The organism is Humibacter sp., assembly GCF_035547335.1.
Lineage (GTDB): Bacteria > Actinomycetota > Actinomycetes > Actinomycetales > Microbacteriaceae > Humibacter.
The window spans coordinates 12,114-30,989 of record NZ_DASZVF010000012.1 but is presented as its reverse complement, the minus strand read 5'-3'; the positions used below and the strand labels follow the sequence as shown (position 1 = coordinate 30,989).

The following is an 18,876-nucleotide window of genomic DNA, read 5'->3' as shown; positions in this document are numbered from 1 at the left end:
AGTCTGAATACATTCTCCGGAAAATACGCGATGTCCGTAAGCGCGCAGAGTGCGCGAGTGACGAATCCGCCCAGAGCCTTCCGCGGATGCAAGACATCACCCTATGATCCGCACGCCCCTCGGCGACGCTGCCGACGTGCGGATCAAAGACGTCCATCGCCTCGGCGATCAGAGCAAGCTCTGATCGCTCTCGGCTCAATCGCTTGTGTTCGCAACACTCAACAAGCTCAATCGCCTCGGCGATCAGAGCAAGCTCTGATCGCTCTCGGCTCAATCGCTTGTCGGGGGGACTTCCTAGACTTGAAGCATGCAAACGACCCGTGCCGTCCGCCCGCTCGAGGTCGTCAGCGAGTACGCCCCGAGTGGCGATCAGCCGCAGGCGATCCAGGAGCTCGCCGCCCGTATCAATGCGGGAGAGACCGACGTCGTGCTGCTCGGCGCGACCGGCACCGGCAAGTCCGCGACGGCCGCCTGGCTCATCGAGCAGGTGCAGCGGCCGACGCTCGTCCTGTCGCACAACAAGACCCTCGCCGCCCAGCTGGCCAACGAGTTCCGCGAGCTCATGCCGCACAACGCCGTCGAGTACTTCGTCTCGTACTACGACTACTACCAGCCAGAGGCGTACGTTCCGCAGACGGACACGTTCATCGAGAAGGACTCGTCCATCAACTCCGAGGTCGAGCGCTTGCGGCACTCGACCACGAACTCGCTGCTCAGCCGGCGCGACGTGGTCGTCGTCTCCACCGTGTCGTGCATCTACGGTCTCGGTGCGGCCGAGGAGTATCTCGACGCGATGGCGGCGCTCCAGGTCGGCCAGCAGATCGGCCGCGACAATCTCATCCGCATGTTCGTCAACATGCAGTACCAGCGCAACGACATCGACTTCTCCCGCGGCAAGTTCCGGGTGCGCGGCGACACCATCGAGATCATCCCGATGTACGAGGAGCACGCCATCCGCATCGAACTGTTCGGCGACGAGATCGAGGCGCTGTACTCGCTGCATCCGCTCACCGGCGAGGTCATCAAGCAGCTCGACGCGGTGTCCGTGTTCCCTGCGACGCACTACGCGGCGAGCCCGGAGACCATGCAGAGGGCGATCGGCACCATCAAGGTGGAGCTCGCCGAGCGGCTGGAGGAGCTGGAGCGACAGGGCAAGCTGCTGGAGGCGCAGCGGCTGCGCATGCGCACCACGTTCGACCTGGAGATGATGGAGCAGATCGGCTTCTGCTCCGGCATCGAGAACTATTCGCGGCACATCGACGGCCGCATGCCCGGTGAGGCGCCGCACTGCCTCCTCGACTATTTCCCCGACGACTTCCTCCTCATCATCGACGAGTCGCACGTGACGGTTCCGCAGATCGGTGCGATGTACGAGGGGGATGCCTCGCGCAAGCGAACGCTCGTCGAGCACGGCTTCCGGCTGCCCAGCGCGCTCGACAACCGCCCGCTGAAGTGGGAGGAGTTCACCCAGCGCATCGGACAGACGGTGTACATGTCCGCCACGCCGGGCCGCTACGAGATGGGCATCGCGGACGGCGTCGTCGAGCAGATCATCCGACCGACCGGCCTGGTCGACCCCGAGGTCGTCGTGAAGCCGACGAAGGGGCAGATCGACGACCTGCTCGAGGAGATCAGGGTTCGCGTGGAGCGCGACGAACGCGTTCTCGTCACGACTTTGACGAAGAAGATGGCCGAGGAGCTCACGGACTATCTCGCGGAAGCCGGGGTGCGCGTGCGGTACCTGCACTCCGACGTCGACACGTTGCGTCGCGTCGAGCTGCTGACCGAACTGCGTCAGGGCGTCTACGACGTTCTCGTCGGCATCAACCTGCTGCGAGAGGGACTCGACCTTCCCGAAGTGTCGCTGGTGGCCATCCTCGACGCCGACAAGGAGGGATTCCTGCGGTCGTCGACGTCGCTCATCCAGACCATCGGTCGTGCCGCCCGCAACGTGTCCGGCGAGGTGCACATGTACGCCGACGTGCTGACCGATTCCATGAAGCAGGCGATCGACGAGACGAACCGGCGGCGGGAGAAGCAGGTCGAGTACAACAAGGCTCACGGCATCGACCCGCAGCCGCTGCGCAAGCGCATCGCCGACATCACGGACGTGCTGGCGCGCGAGGGAGCCGACACGCAGAAGCTGCTCGCGAAACGCGACGGCTCCTCGAAGAAGAAGTCGCCGACCCCGAACCTGCGCAGAGAGGGCATAGCCGCGGAGGGCGCCGCGGAGCTGGAGGCGCTCATCGCGGACCTCAACGACCAGATGCTGGCGGCCGCCGGCGAGTTGAAGTTCGAGTTGGCGGCGCGGCTGCGCGACGAACTGGCGGATCTCAAACGCGATCTCCGGCAGATGGAGAAGGCCGGTCACGCATGAGCCGTGGCGAGTTCGAGCGGGAGTTCTCGCAGGGCGGATGACGTCGAACCCGGCGGTCCCCTCCATCGCTTTGCGGGTCGCACCGCCGCGGCATGGCCTAGCGTGAATGCGTGGGCGATGACGACGACTCCCGGCGGCGGCCGACGACCGCTGCCCTGATCGTCGTCGTGGTGCTCGGGCTGGGTCTCGTGGTCGGCACTCTGCTGTCTGGGCCGCTGCGCGCCGGACGCCCGCTGTGGCTTCCGACGGCAGGCGACGGGCTGCCGCGTCGGGTGCTTCCCGGTCCGTTTCAGACGGGCAGTCCTGCGCCACTGCCCGCTCAGCAGCACCTCGCGCCCCTTCAATTGCAACAGTGGCTGCTCTGGTCGGCCCTCGCCGCTGTGGTCATCGCGGGCATCCTCGTGTACCTGATCCGTCGTGCCCTGCGCCGCTCGCGGGTTCTGTCGGCGCAACGCGATGGGCGCGCATCCTCGGTCATCGCCGCAGCGGAGCCGGTGCGAACCGACGAACCTGCCGCACCCGTCGTCGCCCGCGGAATCGCGAGGGCGATCTCCCTGCTCGACGAGGCGCGGGAACCCCGCGATGCCATCGTGCGCGCCTGGCTGGGGCTTCAGGATGCCGCGGAGGCGTCCGGTGCTGGACGCCGCCCATCGGAGACGCCGGGGGAGTACACCGCACGCATCGTGACGAGATTCGGAACCGACCGGGAGGCGGCGCGAACGCTGCTCGACCTGTATCAGGGCGTGCGCTTCGGCGGTCATCCGGTCGACGACGGAACCGTGCAGCTCGCCCGACGCTGCCTCACCCGGCTGCGCGACTCGTGGCACGACGCTGCGACGTCTGCCGCCGGGCGCGGGTCGGGCGGGGAGGGCGCCGCGGCATCCGGCCGGGGAACGGCGGGCGCATCGTGACCGGGGAGGCGCCGTGACCGACGAATCGCCGCCCGAGCCCGGGATGACGCCCGGTCGCATGACCACAGCTCTCATCGCCGGCGTGCTCGTCGGGGCGCTCCTCTGGTACTTCGGAGTGGACCTCGGATTCGCCTGCGCGCTGGGCGTTCTGACCGTCGCGATCGGTCTCGCGTGGGCCGCCTACAGCGGACCCAGCGCCGTGCGCTGGCCGCTGAAACGGCCGGCGCCGCGCCCCGGGACGCGATCCGACGTGGCGCGCCTGGCGTGGGGATTCCAGATGCGCAGAGGATCCGTGCGGGAGCCCGGCTTCAAGGCGGTGCGCGAACTGGCCGCCGTTCGGCTCGCTCGGCACGGGCTCGACCTCTCGTCATCGGCTGACCACGCTGCCATCGTCGCGGCGATCGGCGAGCGTTCGTATGCCGCGCTGAATCCGGTGCGAGGCATCCTGCCGTCCGCCGGCCAGTTGCAAGTGTGCTTGGATGCCCTCGACCGGCTCGACGCCGTCGTGGGCGCGCTGCGGGCACCCGCTTCGCGGATCGACGGGAACCCGGCTCACGCGACGGATGTCGCACAAGGCGACCCCGCGTGGTCGCGTGGCACCCCATCGGATGCCGCACACGGGAGAGGACGCTGAACGACGTGACCGAAGACCGCGGGATGCAGCACCCAGAGACCACGGACGCCGCGCCTTCCGTTGCGCCGGCCTCCGTCTCATCGATCGCCGAGACTGCCGGGAGAGTGCTGGCCGCCGTCGAGAACGTGGTGATCGGGCAGGGCGACCCGCTGCGCATCGCTCTCGCGAGCATCCTCGCCGGGGGCCATGTGCTCTTCGAAGACGTGCCCGGGCTGGGCAAGACGCTCGCCGCTCGCAGTCTCGCCGCCGCCATGGGCCTGCCGTTCCGCCGCCTGCAGTGCACCCCCGACCTGCTCCCCGCCGACATCACGGGCTCGTACGTCTATGCACCGGCAACAGGCGAGTTCGTCTTCCGTCCAGGACCGGTGTTCACCGGCCTGCTGCTCGCTGACGAGCTCAATCGCACGGCGCCCAAGACGCAGTCCGCCTTGCTGGAGGCCATGGCCGAGGCCCAGGTGACCGTGGAGGGCACGAGCTTCGGGCTGCCTGCACCGTTCCACGTGATCGCGACCGCCAACCCCATCGAGTACGAGGGCACGTACGCGTTGCCCGAGGCCCAGCTGGACAGGTTCCTGGTGCGGCTGAGCGTCGGGTATCCGGACCGGGCAGAAGAGGAACGGGTGCTCTCCAACCGCCTTGCGCGCAGGGTGGAGGTGGCCACGGTCGATCCGGTGACGGATGCCCCCGGCCTGCTCGGCATGCAGGCGGGCGTCGAGCGCGTGCACGTGGACCCGGACATCGTGCGCTACTGCGTGGACCTCGCCGCCGCGACCAGGGCGGACCGCGCGGTCGAGGTCGGTGCGTCCCCTCGCGGATCGCAGGCGCTCATGCTCGTCGCCCGCGCGCTGGCGGTCATGGACGGCAGAGACTACGTCACGCCTGACGATGTGAAGCGCGTAGCGGTGCCCGCGCTCGCGCACCGCCTCACGCTCACCCCTGCCGCCTGGGCGGCGGGCACCAATGCCGGGAACATCGTGGCGGCGATCGTCGACCTGGTGCCAGGGCCGCCCGCCGTAGCCAGGTCCGGAACCCGACCATGACCAGGTGGCGACGCACCGTCGTCCCGGCCGCAGGCACCCTGCTGGGCATCATCGTCTGCACGGCCTCCGTGCTGTACGGCCGAGCCGACGTGGCCGTCGTCGGGGTCTGCCTATTCGTCGCCGTCGTCGTGGCGAGGCGGCCCACCTCCATCGCCGGCGTCCGGGTCGAACTCGCGCACGACGCCGCAGCGCGTGAGGTGTCGGGCGCGACCCCCGTGACGGTCCGCATCGAGGTCACGGCCCCGCACGACGTCGATGTCGCCCTGCTGCGGGTCACCACGCTGGGCTTCGAGGTGCAGGAGTTCACGGTGCGCCCGCCCGCCAGGCTCACGGCCCGAGTGCCGCTCGCCCACTCCGGCGAACAGGAGGTGCTCGCCGTCGAGCATCGCGCCGTGGGAGGAGTCGGCGCGTTCATCGCCGACGCGGGGCAGCGGCGGTCCCTCCACCTCGTCGTCGAGCCGGAGCTGACCCCGGTGCGCTTCCTGCCGGTTCCGCGCAGGCTGCGCGGTCTCACGGGCGCACATCAGTCGGCGCGGCCGGGGGACGGGGGCGAGTTCCGCGACATCCACCCGTTCTCCACCGGCGACCGGCTGCGGCGCGTGGACTGGAAGGCCACTGCACGGCTCGCGAGACGGCCCGGCGACCTGTACGTGCACAGGACCAACGCGACATCCGACGTCGACGTGGCCATCGTGTTCGACGACTCCGACGATGTGGGCGAGGCCGTGTCGGAATGGACGCTCGGCGATCCTACGCTGACCGGGACGACGTCGATGGATGTCGCCCGCAACGCCGCATGGAGCCTCGCCTCCGCCTACCTCGCCGCGGGCGACTCCGTGTCGTTCCAGGTGCTCTCGCGCGCCGGCGGCGCCGTACCGCGAGGCGCGGGCGGCCGTCAGCGCGAGCGGCTGCGTGCCGCCATCGCTGCCACCAGTCCGCACCCCAGGTTCCTCTCGCGAGCTCGCACTCCGCTCGTCGCCCCAGGGGCCATGATCGTGTTGCTGTCCACGTACCTGGACGGCGATGCCGTGAGCCTCGCCTCGCTCTGGCGTGCAGCAGGGCACCGGGTGCTCGCGGTCGACACGTTGCCCGCCGTCGACGCAGGGGCGCTCAACCGCCGTCAGCTGCTGGCTCTGCGCATCGTGCTCGGTCGCCGCGAGGAGCGGCTGCACGAGCTGCGCGCGGTCGGCGCCGATGTGATCGCGTGGCATGGGTCACCCGTGCGACTGGCGGCCGACCTCCGTTCGATCTCACTGCCGAGGCGACCATGAGTGAACGCCTCCATGCCCGGATCTCCGCCGGTGCCTACGTGCCCGGCTTCACCCCGCGGCTCGCGGCCGCCCTGCTCGGTTCGGCGGCGGCGCTGACCCTCGTTCCCGCGCCGTTCGGATACGCCGGCGCCGCCTTCGCGATCCTCGGGGGAATCTTCCCCGGCGCACTCGGCACCTGGGCCTGCGCCCTCGTCATCGCGCTGGCCCAACTCGCCAGAGTCCCGTCGGCGGCGGACTGGCATCCTTACGCCACGCTCGCGACAGTGCATTTGCTGCACGTGATCGGTTCGCTGTCCATCGTGGTCGCTCCCGGGGGAGTGCTTCAGCTGCGAGCGCTCCGCCCGCCGATGCTCGGCTGGCTGGCGATTCAGGTCCCAGCGCAGGCCGTGCTCGCCGTCGCTCTGCTCGTCACGTCGTCCGGGGTCCCCGCGCTGCCGCTGCCCGGGCTCTTCGCGGCGTTCGCCGCCGCCTGCGTAGCGCTGCTCGTCGTCCTGGTGATCAGGAGGCGGTGAGCGGGCCCGTCCCTGGCACGGCCGACGCGGTGGTCACGCAGAGGTGCTCAAGCAAAGGTGGTCACGCAAAGGTGGCCACGCGTTCCGCGTCGCTCAGGTACATCCTCGCGTGGTCGGCGAGCTCGGTCCTGCCGGTGCGTTGCCCGAGGTCATCGCTGAACTCGGCCAGCTCGACGAGGCGAGCGGACATCGCCTCGAAGACGTCGGCGCGAGAGAATTCGGCGCCGTACGAGCGCAGGAGCGTGTCCAGTCGTTCCTTGCGGGCTGCCGCGTCGGGGGCGTCGGCTTCCGGATGCTCGAGGTAGGGAACCAGCCGGTAGGCGAGGTACGCGAGGTCCCAGACCCGCGACCCCGGCGACATGGTGTCGAAGTCGATGGCGCCCACGAGCCGCGGCGGGTCGGAGTGAGGCTCGAACACCAGGTTGTACTGCGCGAAGTCGTTGTGACAGATCACCTCGGCCGGCTCGTGCGCCGGGAGCCGCCAGATGGCCTCTGCCGCATCGAAGTCGGCGGTGGCATCGTGCCAGTCGCGCAGCATCCGCGCCGCCTGCTCGAGCACGGCCTCGTGCCACACCCACGCAGGCATCGGGTACGAGGGCACCTCGCCCTCCAGGAAGCCCAGCACCTCACGGCCGTCCTCGCCGACACCCAGCGGCTCTGGGATGCCCGCGACGCCGGTCCGACGCGCGTGCCGCATCACGGCGTGCACCGTCGGTGTCCACGGTCCTGCCTCTCGCAGGACGACGTCGCCCCGCCGCCGGACGGGCGTGACATTGCCTCCGCGCAAGTCGACCTCGGTCCCCTCGTCGAACTCGGAACCGCCGTCCGCCATTGCTGCCATGCCGGTACGCTATCGGCAGCCACCGACACCGGGATTCGAGGACGCCATGGGCGAACGCGGCCCCCGGCCCAGTCAAATGTCAGTGGCTTTACCTAGACTTTTCGGGTGTCGATCTCGAAAGTGGAAGCCCACTCCAAACTCAGCGTTCGCGGTGCCCGCGTGCACAATCTCCGCAACGTCGACGTCGAGATCCCGCGCGACTCGCTGGTCGTCTTCACCGGCCTCTCCGGGTCGGGAAAGTCCTCTCTGGCCTTCGACACGATCTTCGCCGAAGGCCAGCGCCGCTACGTGGAATCGCTGTCCGCCTACGCGAGGCAGTTCCTGGGTCAGGTGGACCGTCCCGACGTCGATTTCATCGAGGGCCTGAGCCCGGCCGTCTCGATCGATCAGAAGTCGACGAACCGCAACCCGAGGTCGACGGTCGGCACCATCACCGAGATCTTCGACTACATGCGGCTGCTCTGGGCGCGCATCGGGGTCCCGCACTGTCCGATCTGCGGGGAGGTCATCCAGCGTCAGACCGTGCAGCAGATCGCCGATCAGCTGATGGAGCTGGAGCCCGGCACTCGCTATCTGGTGCTCAGCCCGGTCGTCAAGCAGAAGAAGGGCGAGTTCGTCGACCTCTTCGCCGAGCTGTCGGCATCCGGGTATTCGCGCGCCCTCGTCGACGGCGAGCAGGTGCAGCTCTCCAGCACGCCGACGCTGAAGAAGCAGTACAAGCACGACATCTCGGTCGTCGTGGACAGGCTGGTGGCGGGTCCGGACATCCTGACCCGGCTCACCGACTCGCTCGAGACGGCGCTTCGCCTCACCGACGGGCTGGTGTCCGTCGCCTTCGTCGACGAGTCCGGTCCGGATGCCGTCCGCAATTTCAGCGAGAAGCTCGCGTGCCCCAACGGGCATCCCATCCAGCTCACCGAGATCGAGCCGCGCACGTTCTCGTTCAACGCGCCGTTCGGCGCCTGCCCGGAGTGCTCGGGTCTCGGCACGCGCATGTCGGTCGACGAGGAGCTGCTCCTCGGCGACCCGTCGCTCAGCATCTCCGAAGGCGTCATCGTCCCGTGGAGCACCCAGGGCAAGGGTCTCTACCAGTACTACGACAAGCTCCTCGACGGTCTCGCGCGCGACCTCGGCTTCGACCTCGACACACCGTGGGACGAGCTTCCGCGCAGCGTGCGGGAGGCGATCCTCCGCGGCAAGGACTTCAAGGTCAAGGTCAAATGGCGCAACAGGTACGGCCGTGAGCTGAGCTACACCTCGGGCTTCGAGGGCGTCGTGCCGTACATCGAGCGCCAGTACCTGCAGGCGGACTCCGATTCGCAGCGGCAGCGCTGGTCGGAGTACCTCCGCGAGGTTCCGTGCCCGGTGTGCCAGGGCAAGCGCCTCAAGCCGGAGGTGCTCGCCGTGCTGATCCACGAGCACAGCATCGCCGATGTCGCCGACCTGAGCCTGGCGGATGCCAGGTCGTTCATGAACAAGCTTGAGCTCACCGAGCGCGAGCAGACCATCGCGGCCCAGGTGCTGCGTGAGATCAAGGTTCGGCTCGACTTCCTCATCCAGGTCGGGCTGAACTATCTGAGCATGTCGAGGGCTGCGGCGACGCTGTCCGGAGGCGAGGCGCAGCGCATCCGGCTCGCGACACAGATCGGATCGGGTCTGACCGGCGTGCTCTACGTGCTGGATGAGCCGAGCATCGGGCTGCACCAGCGCGACAACCGGCGACTCATCGACACGCTCGTGGCGCTGCGCAACCTGGGCAACACGTTGATCGTGGTCGAGCACGACGAAGACACCATCCGCACGGCCGACTGGATCGTCGACATCGGTCCCGGTGCCGGCGAGGGCGGCGGCCGTGTCGTGCACTCCGGCACGTACGACGAGCTGCTGGACAACCTGGAGTCGCTCACGGGCGACTATCTCGCCGGCCGCAAGGCGATCGAGACGCCGTCGCACCGCAGGCCGATCGATCCGACCAGGATGCTCAGGGTCGTGGGAGCGAACGCGAACAACCTGCGCAACCTCACCGTCGACTTCCCCCTCGGGGTGTTCGTCGCGGTGACGGGGGTCAGCGGTTCCGGCAAGTCCTCGCTGGTCAACGACATCCTCTACCGGGTGCTGGCGAACAGGCTGAACGGGGCGCGCAAGGTGGCGGGCAAGCACACCAGAGTCACCGGAACGGAGCAGCTCGACAAGGTCGTGCATGTGGACCAGGCGCCGATCGGACGCACGCCACGGTCGAACCCCGCGACGTATACGGGTGTGTTCGACCGCATCCGCACGCTGTTCGCAGAGACGGCGGAGGCCAAGGCGCGCGGTTACCTGCCTGGCAGGTTCAGCTTCAACGTGAAGGGCGGCCGCTGCGAGGCGTGCTCCGGCGACGGCACCATCAAGATCGAGATGAACTTCCTGCCCGACGTGTACGTGGCGTGCGAGGTCTGCGGGGGAGCCCGCTACAACCGCGACACCCTGCAGGTGCACTACAAGGGCAAGAACATCGCCGAAGTGCTCGACATGCCGATCGAGGAGGCCGCCGAGTTCTTCAGGCCGATCTCCGCCATCCACCGTTACCTCCAGACACTCGTCGACGTGGGTCTGGGGTACGTGCGACTCGGACAGAGCGCGACGACCCTCTCCGGTGGTGAGGCCCAGCGCGTCAAGCTCGCGACGGAGCTGCAGCGCAGGAGCAACGGGCGCAGCGTGTACGTGCTCGACGAGCCCACGACGGGCCTGCACTTCGAAGACGTGCGCAAGCTGCTCGAAGTGCTGAACGGGCTGGTCGACAAGGGCAACACCGTGATCGTCATCGAGCACAACCTCGACGTGGTGAAGTCGGCGGACTGGATCATCGACCTCGGGCCGGAAGGCGGCTCGGGAGGTGGAAAGGTGATCGCGACGGGCACGCCCGAGAAGATCGCCCAGGTGAAGGGCAGCCACACCGGGCTGTACCTCCGCGAGATTCTGGATGCCGACAGCCGCATCGAGCAGAAGACCGCCTGACGCGCGATGGCCGATACCGTCGCATACCGTCCGAAGGCCGGTGAGATACCGACCGGGCCGGGCGTCTACCGGTTCAGGGATGCCAAGAAGCGGGTGCTCTACGTCGGCAAGGCGAAGAACCTGCGCGCGCGGCTGAGCAACTACTTCCAGCCGCTGCGCAACCTGCACGAGCGCACCAGGCGCATGGTCACGACGGCGGCGAGCGTCGAGTGGACCGTCGTCGCCAACGAGTTCGAGGCGCTCCAGCTCGAGTACACGTGGATCAAGGAGTTCAACCCTCCGTTCAACGTGCAGTTCAGGGACGACAAGACCTACCCGTACCTGGCCGTGACGCTGGCCGACGAGGTGCCGCGGGCCATGGTCACGCGCAACAGGTCGATCAAGGGCGCACGGTACTTCGGGCCGTATACGAAGGTGTGGGCCATCAGGGAGACGCTCGACCTGATGCTCAAGGCGTTCCCGATGCGCAGCTGCTCCGACGGCGTGTACCGGAGGGCGCAGCAGACCGGGCGTCCCTGCCTGCTCGGAGACATCGGCAAGTGCGTCGCGCCGTGCGTCGCCCGCGTCACGCTCGAGGAGCATCGCGAGGTAGCCGACGACTTCGTCTCGTTCATGGCGGGCAACGACACGCGCTACGTGCGCGCGCTCGAGCACAACATGCGCGAGGCGGCCGAGGCGCAGGAGTACGAGGCGGCGGCGCGGTACCGCGACAGCATCCAGGCCATGCGTGCCGTGATGGAGAAGACCGCCGTGGTGTTCTCGGATGACGTCGACGCGGACGTCTTCGGCATCGCCGACGATGAGCTCGCAGCGGCAGTGCAGCAGTTCATCGTGCGCGGCGGCCGCATCCGAGGCACGCGCAGCTGGGTCGTCGACAAGGAACTCGACGTCGACGTCGCCGAGCTGATCGAGACCGTGCTGGAGAACGCGTACGACGGTGAGTTCGCGCCGCCGCGGGAGATCCTCGTTCCGGTGCTCCCGGAGGACTCCTCGGAGCTCGAGCGCTGGCTGGGCGCGCGTCGAACGCAAGGAGCGGAGGGGACGCACACGAGAGGCGTCGCGCCCTCCAAGGTGCACCTGCGCGTCGCGCAGCGCGGCGAGAAGGCGGCGCTCGCCCAGACCGCGGAGACCAACGCGAAGAACGCCCTGATGCTGTACAAGACCAGGCGCAGCGCCGACTTCGTGGCGCGCTCGCAGGCGTTGGAGGACATCCGCGACGCGCTCGGCATGGCGGAGGCGCCGCTGCGCATGGAGTGCTACGACGTCTCGCATCTCTCGGGCACGAACATCGTCGCGTCGATGGTCGTCTTCGAAGACGGGCTCCCGCGCAAGGACCAGTACCGCAGATTCAGCATCCCGGCCTCGACCGACGACACCGAGTCCATCTACCAGGTGCTGACGCGGAGGCTGGCGTACCTGCGCGGCGACGACGACGAACGCGCGACGGGTCATCGCGCAGGCGCGCTCGCGGACGCGGAGGAAGCAGCAGGCACTCGGCCGGACGGAGCGGGCGCCGGCGACGCACGCGGCGGAGAGGCCGGCGACGCGCGCGGCGGAGGGAACGCCGGCGCCGGCGACAGCGGAGGTGACGGCGCTGGCGACGGCGCTGGCGACGACATGCAGGTGTCGCAGCGACCCAGGAAGTTCTCCTATCCGCCGCAGCTGCTGCTCGTGGACGGCGGACAGCCCCAGGTCGCCGCGGCGCGGCGCGCCCTGGAGGAGTCGGGCGTGACGGGTATCCAGCTCGCCGGCATCGCGAAGCGGCTTGAGGAGCTCTGGCTTCCGGACTCGGACTTCCCGGTGATCCTGCCACGCAACAGCGACGCTCTCTTCCTCGTGCAGCGCATCCGTGACGAGGCGCACCGGTTCGCCATCACGTATCAGCGGGCGAAGCGACGCCGCGACATCTCCTCGACACTCGCCGACATCCCGGGACTCGGTCCATCGAGGGTTCGCGAACTCCTCAAGCACTTCGGATCTGTCGCCAGGCTGCGCCAGGCCGATCCCGAGCTCATCTCCGAGGTGAAGGGGTTCGGGCCCGCACTGGCTGCGGCCGTGCACTCCGCGCTCCACGACGCGGGGCCGGATGACGCGAACGAGGCCGACGTGACGACCGGCACCGCGACGCAGCAGGGGAGCAGCACAGCGGAGGATGGCGGCGCCGAGGAACGCCGCGACCCGGTAGGGGAGCGCGGCACCATGGCGGCGGGCGAAGTCCCCACCGCATAGGCTTGAACGCGAGTCACTCACGTTCACGACCCGAGGCGAAGGATGTCTGACCCACAAACCGACGAAGACGATCAGCGCCAGGAGCTGCTGATCGTCACCGGCATGTCAGGAGCCGGCCGGTCGACGGTGGGCAACGCCCTCGAAGACCTCGACTGGTACGTGGTCGACAACCTGCCTCCGCAGATGCTGCGGCCGCTCATCGATCTCGCCGGACGAGCCGGGTCGCGGCTCCCGCGCGTCGCCGCCGTCGTGGACGTGCGCGGGCGTGGCCTCTTCTCCGACCTGCAGGAGATGATCCAGTCGTTGCGCAGCGGCGTCCAGGTGCGTGTGCTCTTCCTCGATGCGACGGATGCCGCGCTCGTGCGCCGCTTCGAATCCGTGCGCCGTCCGCATCCGCTGCAGGGCACGGGCACCATCCTGGACGGCATCACCGCCGAGCGCGCGCGTGTTCGGGAGCTCCGCGAATCCGCCGACATCATCATCGACACGTCGGACCTCAACATCCACCAGCTCGCCGTCGAGATCAACGAGATCTTCGCCGCGGAGGACTCCGCCGACATCCAGCTCACTCTGATGAGCTTCGGATTCAAGTACGGGCTGCCCGCCGACGCCGATCTCGTCGCCGACGCCCGCTTCCTGCCCAACCCGTTCTGGCAGCCCGATCTTCGGCCGCTGACGGGCCTCGACCAGCCGGTGCGGGAGTTCGTCTTCGCCCAGCCGGGGGCCGTGGACTTCGTCGACGGCTACTCGAAAGCGCTGCGTCCCGTGCTGGAGGGTTATCGCAGAGAGAACAAGCGTCATGCCACCATCGCGGTAGGCTGCACTGGGGGCAAGCATCGTTCGGTGGCCATCGCGGAAGCGCTGGCAGCACGTCTGCGCGATGCTCCCGGCGTCGCGGTGGCGATCAAGCACCGCGACCTCGGCCGGGAATGACGCATCGCGCTCGTCTCCGCCTCCCTGCCGCACGGGCAGCAACGATCTTCAGAGAACGGAACCACACGATTGGCACTGACCGCTGACGTCAAAGAAGAGCTCCTCGGCGTCGAGGCGGGCAAGAACACGGTGCGCGCGGCGGAACTCGCCACGATCCTGCGCCTCGCCGGCGGACTCCACCTCATCTCGGGCCGCATCGCCGTCGAGGCGGAAGTGGACTCTCCTGCGCTCGCGCGACACGTGCGCAAGGCCCTCGCCGAGCTGTACGGCGTGCGCAGCGAGGTGTCCGTCACCTCGGCGACAGGCATCCGCAAGAACACCGTCTACACGGTGCGGGTGCTCGACGGAGGGGAGACTCTGGCCCGCCAGACCGGCCTCCTCGACCAGCACCGTCGCCCGATCAGAGGGCTGCCCAACCGGCTCACGACGGGGTCGAAGGAAGACCTCGCCGCCGTGTGGCGGGGGGCGTTCCTCGCCCACGGTTCCCTCACCGATCCCGGTCGCTCCGCCGCGCTGGAAGTGACCTGCCCTGGCAACGAGTCGGCCATGGCGCTCGTCGGCGCGGCCGGCCGTCTCGGCATCCCGGCCAAGGCACGCGAGGTGCGCGGTGTGCACCGCGTGGTGATCCGCGACGGCGAGGCGATCAGCGCCATGCTCACCCGCATGGGCGCCACAGGGACCGTCCGCACGTGGGAGGAGATGAGGCAGCGGCGAGAGGTGCGCGCGACGGCCAACCGTCTCGTCAACTTCGACGACGCCAACCTCCGCCGCTCCGCTCAGGCCGCCGTCGCCGCGTGCGCGCGCGTCGAGCGTGCGATGGAGATCCTCGGGCCCGGCATCCCCGATCATCTGCGCTATGCGGGGGAGCTCCGGCTCTCGCACCGGGACGCGAGCCTCGACGAGCTGGGTCACCACGCCGATCCGCCCATGACCAAGGATGCCGTCGCCGGCCGCATCCGCAGGCTCCTCGCCATGGCCGACAAGAAGGCCGCAGAGCTGGGCATCCCCGGCACGGAGGCGAGCCTCCCCGCCGACCTCGATCTCTAGCCGCGGGCCGGCCGCGGAGATCCGTCCGCTGCGTGCCGATCCCCGAATCGTGCTCGCCTCCCTTCGACAAGCCGGGACCGGACCGCTGCAACGAGGCGCCGGACGCCGCGGAGGAGGGTTTTTGCGGCCAGCACGCTGCTGGGGCCGATCACTAAACTGAAACGGTTGCTCAGACCGCGACGCGGCCATCGCGTTGCGGCTCGATAACGAGGAGAGAGTGAATGGCTGACTACACGCTTCCCGACCTTCCGTATGACTACTCGGCGCTCGAGCCGAACATCAGCGGTCGGATCATGGAGCTTCACCACGACAAGCACCACAAGGCCTACGTCGACGGAGCGAACACCGCTCTCGCCAAGCTCGCCGAGGCGCGCGACAGCGACGACCTGACGAACATCAACAAGCTGGAGAAGGACCTCGCCTTCAACCTGGCGGGCAACGTCAACCACACCGTGTTCTGGACGAACCTGTCTCCCGACGGCGGTGACAAGCCGACCGGTGAGCTGGCGGCGGCGATCGACGAGTTCTTCGGCTCGTTCGACAAGTTCCGCGCCCACTTCACCGCGTCGGCTCTCGGCATCCAGGGCTCGGGCTGGTCGATCCTGGCCTGGGACTCGCTCGGTCAGAAGCTCATCATCGAGCAGCTCTACGACCACCAGGGCAACCTCGCGACGGCGACCGTGCCGCTCCTCATGCTCGACATGTGGGAGCACGCTTTCTACCTCGACTACCAGAACGTGAAGGCCGACTACGTGAAGGCGTTCTGGAACATCACCAACTGGGCTGACGTGCAGGAGCGCTTCACCCGGGCCCGCGAGAAGACCGCTGGCCTGCTGGTACTGTCGTAACACAGGGTCGGTGTCCCGGACGGAACCGCCCGGGACACCGTCGTCCGTTCGTTTTCCCCCGCAATCCAGCGCCGAACGGCGCGCCAGTAACAGGAGATCTCCGTGTCCGTGAAGATCGGCATCAATGGGTTCGGCCGCATCGGCCGCAACTACTTCCGCGCAGCGCTCGCGAAGGGCAGCGACCTCGAGATCGTCGCCGTCAACGACCTGACGGATACGAAGACCCTCGCGCACCTGCTCAAGTACGACTCCGTCACCGGCCGCCTCGACGCGACCGTCGAGGTCGACGGTGACAACATCGTCGTCGACGGCAAGCCCATCAAGGTGCTCGCAGACCGCGATCCCGCGAACCTCCCATGGGGCGACCTCGGCGTGGACATCGTCATCGAGTCGACCGGCTTCTTCACGAACGCCGACCTGGCCCGCAAGCACATCCAGGCCGGCGCCAAGAAGGTCATCATCTCCGCACCCGCCACCGGCGAAGACGGCACGTTCGTGATGGGCGTGAACGAGGACAAGTACGACGCGGCGACGATGGACATCATCTCCAACGCGTCCTGCACGACGAACTGCCTCGCGCCGCTCGCCAAGGTGTTCAACGACAACTTCGGCATCGAGCGCGGTCTCATGACCACGGTGCACGCCTACACGGCCGACCAGAACCTCCAGGACGGCCCGCACAAAGACCTGCGCCGTGCCCGCGCCGCAGCCATCAACATCGTGCCGACGTCGACCGGCGCCGCAAAGGCCATCGGTCTCGTGCTGCCGGAGCTGAAGGGCAAGCTCGACGGCTTCGCCCTGCGCGTTCCCGTGCCGACCGGCTCGATCACCGACCTGACGGTGCAGGCCTCGCGTCCCGTCACGGTCGACGAGGTCAAGTCAGCCTACAAGGCGGCCGCCGAGGGCGACCTCGAGGGCATCCTCAAGTACACCGAAGACGAGATCGTCTCGAGCGACATCGTCAGCGACCCGCACTCGTCGATCTTCGATTCGGGCCTGCTGCGCGTGATCGGCGACCAGGTGAAGCTGTCCAGCTGGTACGACAACGAGTGGGGCTACTCCAACCGTCTCGTCGACCTCGCCGAGTACGTCGCAGAGCGACTCTGAGCCAGCCGGAGAACTCGGTTGACGCTCCGCACTCTCGACTCGCTGGGTTCGCTCGCCGGTCGCACGGTCGTCGTCCGCTGTGATCTCAACGTCCCGCTCAAGGACGGCGCGATCACCGACGACGGCCGCGTCCGCGCGTCGTTGCCCACGCTGAACGCCCTCATCGAACAGGGCGCCCGCATCGTCGTGGTCTCCCATCTGGGACGACCGGATGGCGCGCCGGATCCGAAGTACAGCCTCGCCCCCGTCGCGGAACGGCTCGGAGAGCTGCTCGGCTCCTCTGTGCGGTTCGCCACCGACACCGTGGGGGAATCGGCGAAGGATGTCGTCTCCTCGCTCGGCGACGGCGACGTCGCCGTGCTCGAGAACCTCCGCTTCAATCCAGAGGAGACCAGCAAGTCGGAGGCCGAGCGCGCCGAGTTCGCCGGCAGGATCGCCGCGTTCGGCGATGCCTTCGTCTCGGACGGCTTCGGCGTGGTGCACCGCAAGCAGGCCAGCGTCTACGAGCTCGCTAAGGCGCTGCCCAGCGCGGCCGGCCTCCTGATCGCAGCGGAACTCGCCGTTCTGGAACGCCTCACCGAGAACCCGGAACGGCCGTACACGGTCGTGCTCGGCGGCTCCAAGGTGTCGGACAAGCTCGGCGTCATCGGTCACCTGCTCCCTCGGGTCGACACGCTGCTGATCGGCGGCGGCATGCTGTTCACCTTCCTCGCCGCCGAGGGCCACAAGGTCGGCTCGAGCCTGCTCGAGGCGGATCAGATCGAGACCGTGCGAGGCTACCTGCAGAAGGCCCACGAGCTCGGCGTCGAGATCATCCTGCCCACCGACGTCACGGTCGCGGCCGCGTTCGACGCGGACGCCGAGCACGAGGTGCGGCCGTCCTCGTCGATCGAGGAGACCCCGTGGGGAGCCTCGGGCATCGGGCTCGACATCGGACCCGAGACCGCCGCGAAGTTCGCCGAGATCATCCGCGAATCGGTCACGGTGTTCTGGAACGGACCGATGGGCGTCTTCGAGCTCGTCCCGTTCGCGGCGGGCACCCGCGCCGTCGCCCAGGCGCTCACCGAGACGCGCGGACTCAGCGTGGTGGGCGGGGGAGACTCCGCGGCAGCCGTCCGGGCCCTCGGCTTCGACGACGACCAGTTCGGCCACATCTCGACCGGCGGCGGAGCGAGCCTCGAATTCCTCGAAGGCAAGTCGCTTCCCGGACTGGAGGTGCTGGGATGGCACGCGTGAACCGTTCGCCTGCCGATGGCCGCATTCCGCTCATCGCCGGCAACTGGAAGATGAACTTCGACCACCTGCAGGCAATCGCGTTCGTGCAGAAGCTGGCGTGGAGCCTCAAGGACGCCCGCCACGATTTCGGGGCGGTCGAGGTGGCGGTGTTCCCGCCGTTCACCGATCTTCGCAGCGTTCAGACGCTCGTCGCGGCGGACAAGCTGCCGATCGTCTACGGCGCGCAGGATGTCTGCGCTCACGCCCCCGGCGCCTTCACCGGCGAGATCGCCGCGTCGTTCCTCGCCCAGCTGGACTGCTCCTACGTGCTCATCGGGCACTCGGAGCGGCGCACCTTTTACGGTGAGACCGACGAGGTGATCGCCGCCAAGACGGCTGCCGCGATCGGCGCCGGACTCGTACCGCTCGTGTGCGTCGGCGAGACCGCAGAAGACCTCGAGACGCACGGCGCCAGCGCGGTACCGGTCGCACAGCTGAACGCCGTGCTCGACGCGATACCGAAGACGGCGGACTTCGTCGTCGCGTATGAGCCGGTCTGGGCCATCGGATCGGGGCAGCCCGCCACGCCGGAACAGGCCCAGCAGGTCGCCTCGGCACTGCGCGCGACGATCGCCGCTCGGCTCGGAGACGAGGCCGCGGCGGTCACACGGGTCCTGTACGGCGGGTCCGTGAAGGCCGACAACATCGCCGGATTCATGCGTCAGCCGGATGTCGACGGCGCGCTGGTCGGCGGCGCCAGCCTCGACGTGGAGGGCTTCTCGGCGATCGTGCGCTACCAGAAGCACGTCGGAGTCTGATCCGCTCCTGCCGCCTCGGATCCGCTCCCGCCGTCCGTCGCCGGAACCGTTCTCGTCGGCTCCCTGGCGCGGGGACGCTGCCGCCCCGACACTGGC

The 18,876-nt window shown here is 68.6% G+C and carries 15 protein-coding genes; 14 read left to right on the top strand and 1 reads right to left on the bottom strand.

The features are described from left to right. Window positions 1-307: 307 nt before the first annotated feature. The 6 genes from uvrB to VHB92_RS03965 all read left to right on the top strand — a co-directional run bounded on the left by uvrB (window position 308) and on the right by VHB92_RS03965 (window position 6,745). Window positions 308-2,377 carry an excinuclease ABC subunit UvrB gene (gene uvrB, locus VHB92_RS03990; RefSeq protein WP_325451630.1) on the top strand — a complete coding sequence of 690 codons (2,070 nt, stop codon included), beginning with the start codon at window positions 308-310 and terminating at the stop codon, window positions 2,375-2,377. A gap of 110 nt (window positions 2,378-2,487) precedes the next feature. Continuing rightward, complete coding sequence (locus tag VHB92_RS03985; protein ID WP_325451628.1) at window positions 2,488-3,288, top strand: DUF4129 domain-containing protein; 801 nt, start codon at window positions 2,488-2,490, stop codon at window positions 3,286-3,288. Window positions 3,289-3,301: 13 nt separating this feature from the next. Continuing rightward, on the top strand, window positions 3,302-3,922 hold the full coding sequence (locus tag VHB92_RS03980) for a hypothetical protein (protein WP_325451626.1): 621 nt from the start codon (window positions 3,302-3,304) through the stop codon (window positions 3,920-3,922). Between the two features lie 23 nt (window positions 3,923-3,945). Continuing rightward, window positions 3,946-4,962 carry a MoxR family ATPase gene (locus tag VHB92_RS03975; RefSeq protein ID WP_325451803.1) on the top strand — a complete coding sequence of 339 codons (1,017 nt, stop codon included), beginning with the start codon at window positions 3,946-3,948 and terminating at the stop codon, window positions 4,960-4,962. Next, a complete protein-coding gene (locus tag VHB92_RS03970; RefSeq protein WP_325451624.1) occupies window positions 4,959-6,233 on the top strand; it encodes a DUF58 domain-containing protein in 1,275 nt (424 codons plus the stop codon). The genes VHB92_RS03975 and VHB92_RS03970 overlap by 4 nt, the downstream gene beginning before the upstream one ends. Further along, the gene (locus tag VHB92_RS03965) at window positions 6,230-6,745 is read left to right on the top strand and encodes a hypothetical protein (RefSeq protein WP_325451622.1); all 516 of its coding nucleotides are present in this window, start codon (window positions 6,230-6,232) and stop codon (window positions 6,743-6,745) included. The genes VHB92_RS03970 and VHB92_RS03965 overlap by 4 nt, the downstream gene beginning before the upstream one ends. 61 nt (window positions 6,746-6,806) lie before the next feature. Here the strand turns inward: VHB92_RS03965 and VHB92_RS03960 are convergent, their stop codons facing one another. Then, the gene (locus VHB92_RS03960) at window positions 6,807-7,586 is read right to left on the bottom strand and encodes an aminoglycoside phosphotransferase family protein (protein WP_325451620.1); all 780 of its coding nucleotides are present in this window, start codon (window positions 7,584-7,586) and stop codon (window positions 6,807-6,809) included. Between the two features lie 105 nt (window positions 7,587-7,691). Between VHB92_RS03960 and uvrA the strand changes: the two genes are divergently transcribed. The 8 genes from uvrA (at window position 7,692) to tpiA (ending at window position 18,780) form a co-directional block, all read left to right on the top strand. After that, window positions 7,692-10,583 (top strand): excinuclease ABC subunit UvrA, encoded by a 2,892-nt coding sequence (gene uvrA / locus VHB92_RS03955; protein WP_325451618.1) that lies wholly within the window; start codon window positions 7,692-7,694, stop codon window positions 10,581-10,583. Window positions 10,584-10,589: 6 nt separating this feature from the next. After that, window positions 10,590-12,812, top strand: a complete 2,223-nt coding sequence (uvrC, locus tag VHB92_RS03950) for an excinuclease ABC subunit UvrC (protein WP_325451616.1) — start codon at window positions 10,590-10,592, stop codon at window positions 12,810-12,812. A gap of 42 nt (window positions 12,813-12,854) precedes the next feature. Beyond that, window positions 12,855-13,745 carry an RNase adapter RapZ gene (gene rapZ / locus VHB92_RS03945; RefSeq protein ID WP_325451614.1) on the top strand — a complete coding sequence of 297 codons (891 nt, stop codon included), beginning with the start codon at window positions 12,855-12,857 and terminating at the stop codon, window positions 13,743-13,745. Between the two features lie 69 nt (window positions 13,746-13,814). After that, window positions 13,815-14,792 carry a DNA-binding protein WhiA gene (whiA, locus tag VHB92_RS03940; protein ID WP_325451612.1) on the top strand — a complete coding sequence of 326 codons (978 nt, stop codon included), beginning with the start codon at window positions 13,815-13,817 and terminating at the stop codon, window positions 14,790-14,792. A gap of 221 nt (window positions 14,793-15,013) precedes the next feature. Next, entirely contained in the window at window positions 15,014-15,640 is a 627-nt protein-coding gene (locus VHB92_RS03935) for a superoxide dismutase (protein WP_325451610.1), read from the top strand. Window positions 15,641-15,742: 102 nt separating this feature from the next. After that, complete coding sequence (gene gap, locus VHB92_RS03930; RefSeq protein ID WP_325451608.1) at window positions 15,743-16,747, top strand: type I glyceraldehyde-3-phosphate dehydrogenase; 1,005 nt, start codon at window positions 15,743-15,745, stop codon at window positions 16,745-16,747. A gap of 18 nt (window positions 16,748-16,765) precedes the next feature. After that, window positions 16,766-17,983, top strand: coding sequence for a phosphoglycerate kinase (locus tag VHB92_RS03925; protein ID WP_325451606.1), 1,218 nt, complete (start codon window positions 16,766-16,768; stop codon window positions 17,981-17,983). Further along, window positions 17,971-18,780: a triose-phosphate isomerase gene (gene tpiA / locus VHB92_RS03920; protein WP_325451604.1), complete on the top strand. Its 810-nt coding sequence runs from the start codon at window positions 17,971-17,973 to the stop codon at window positions 18,778-18,780. Before VHB92_RS03925 ends, tpiA begins: the two co-directional genes overlap by 13 nt. Window positions 18,781-18,876 lie beyond the last annotated feature (96 nt).

Excerpts from the sequence above, each read along its gene's own strand:
- uvrB (WP_325451630.1), top strand. The coding sequence starts at position 308 with ATGCAAACGACCCGTGCCGTCCGCCCGCTCGAGGTCGTCAGCGAGTAC.
- VHB92_RS03935 (WP_325451610.1), top strand. The coding sequence starts at position 15,014 with ATGGCTGACTACACGCTTCCCGACCTTCCGTATGACTACTCGGCGCTC.
- uvrC (WP_325451616.1), top strand. The coding sequence starts at position 10,590 with ATGGCCGATACCGTCGCATACCGTCCGAAGGCCGGTGAGATACCGACC.
- tpiA (WP_325451604.1), top strand. The coding sequence starts at position 17,971 with ATGGCACGCGTGAACCGTTCGCCTGCCGATGGCCGCATTCCGCTCATC.
- rapZ (WP_325451614.1), top strand. The coding sequence starts at position 12,855 with ATGTCTGACCCACAAACCGACGAAGACGATCAGCGCCAGGAGCTGCTG.
- VHB92_RS03975 (WP_325451803.1), top strand. The coding sequence starts at position 3,946 with ATGCAGCACCCAGAGACCACGGACGCCGCGCCTTCCGTTGCGCCGGCC.
- VHB92_RS03970 (WP_325451624.1), top strand. The coding sequence starts at position 4,959 with ATGACCAGGTGGCGACGCACCGTCGTCCCGGCCGCAGGCACCCTGCTG.
- VHB92_RS03965 (WP_325451622.1), top strand. The coding sequence starts at position 6,230 with ATGAGTGAACGCCTCCATGCCCGGATCTCCGCCGGTGCCTACGTGCCC.
- VHB92_RS03960 (WP_325451620.1), bottom strand. The coding sequence starts at position 7,586 with ATGGCAGCAATGGCGGACGGCGGTTCCGAGTTCGACGAGGGGACCGAG.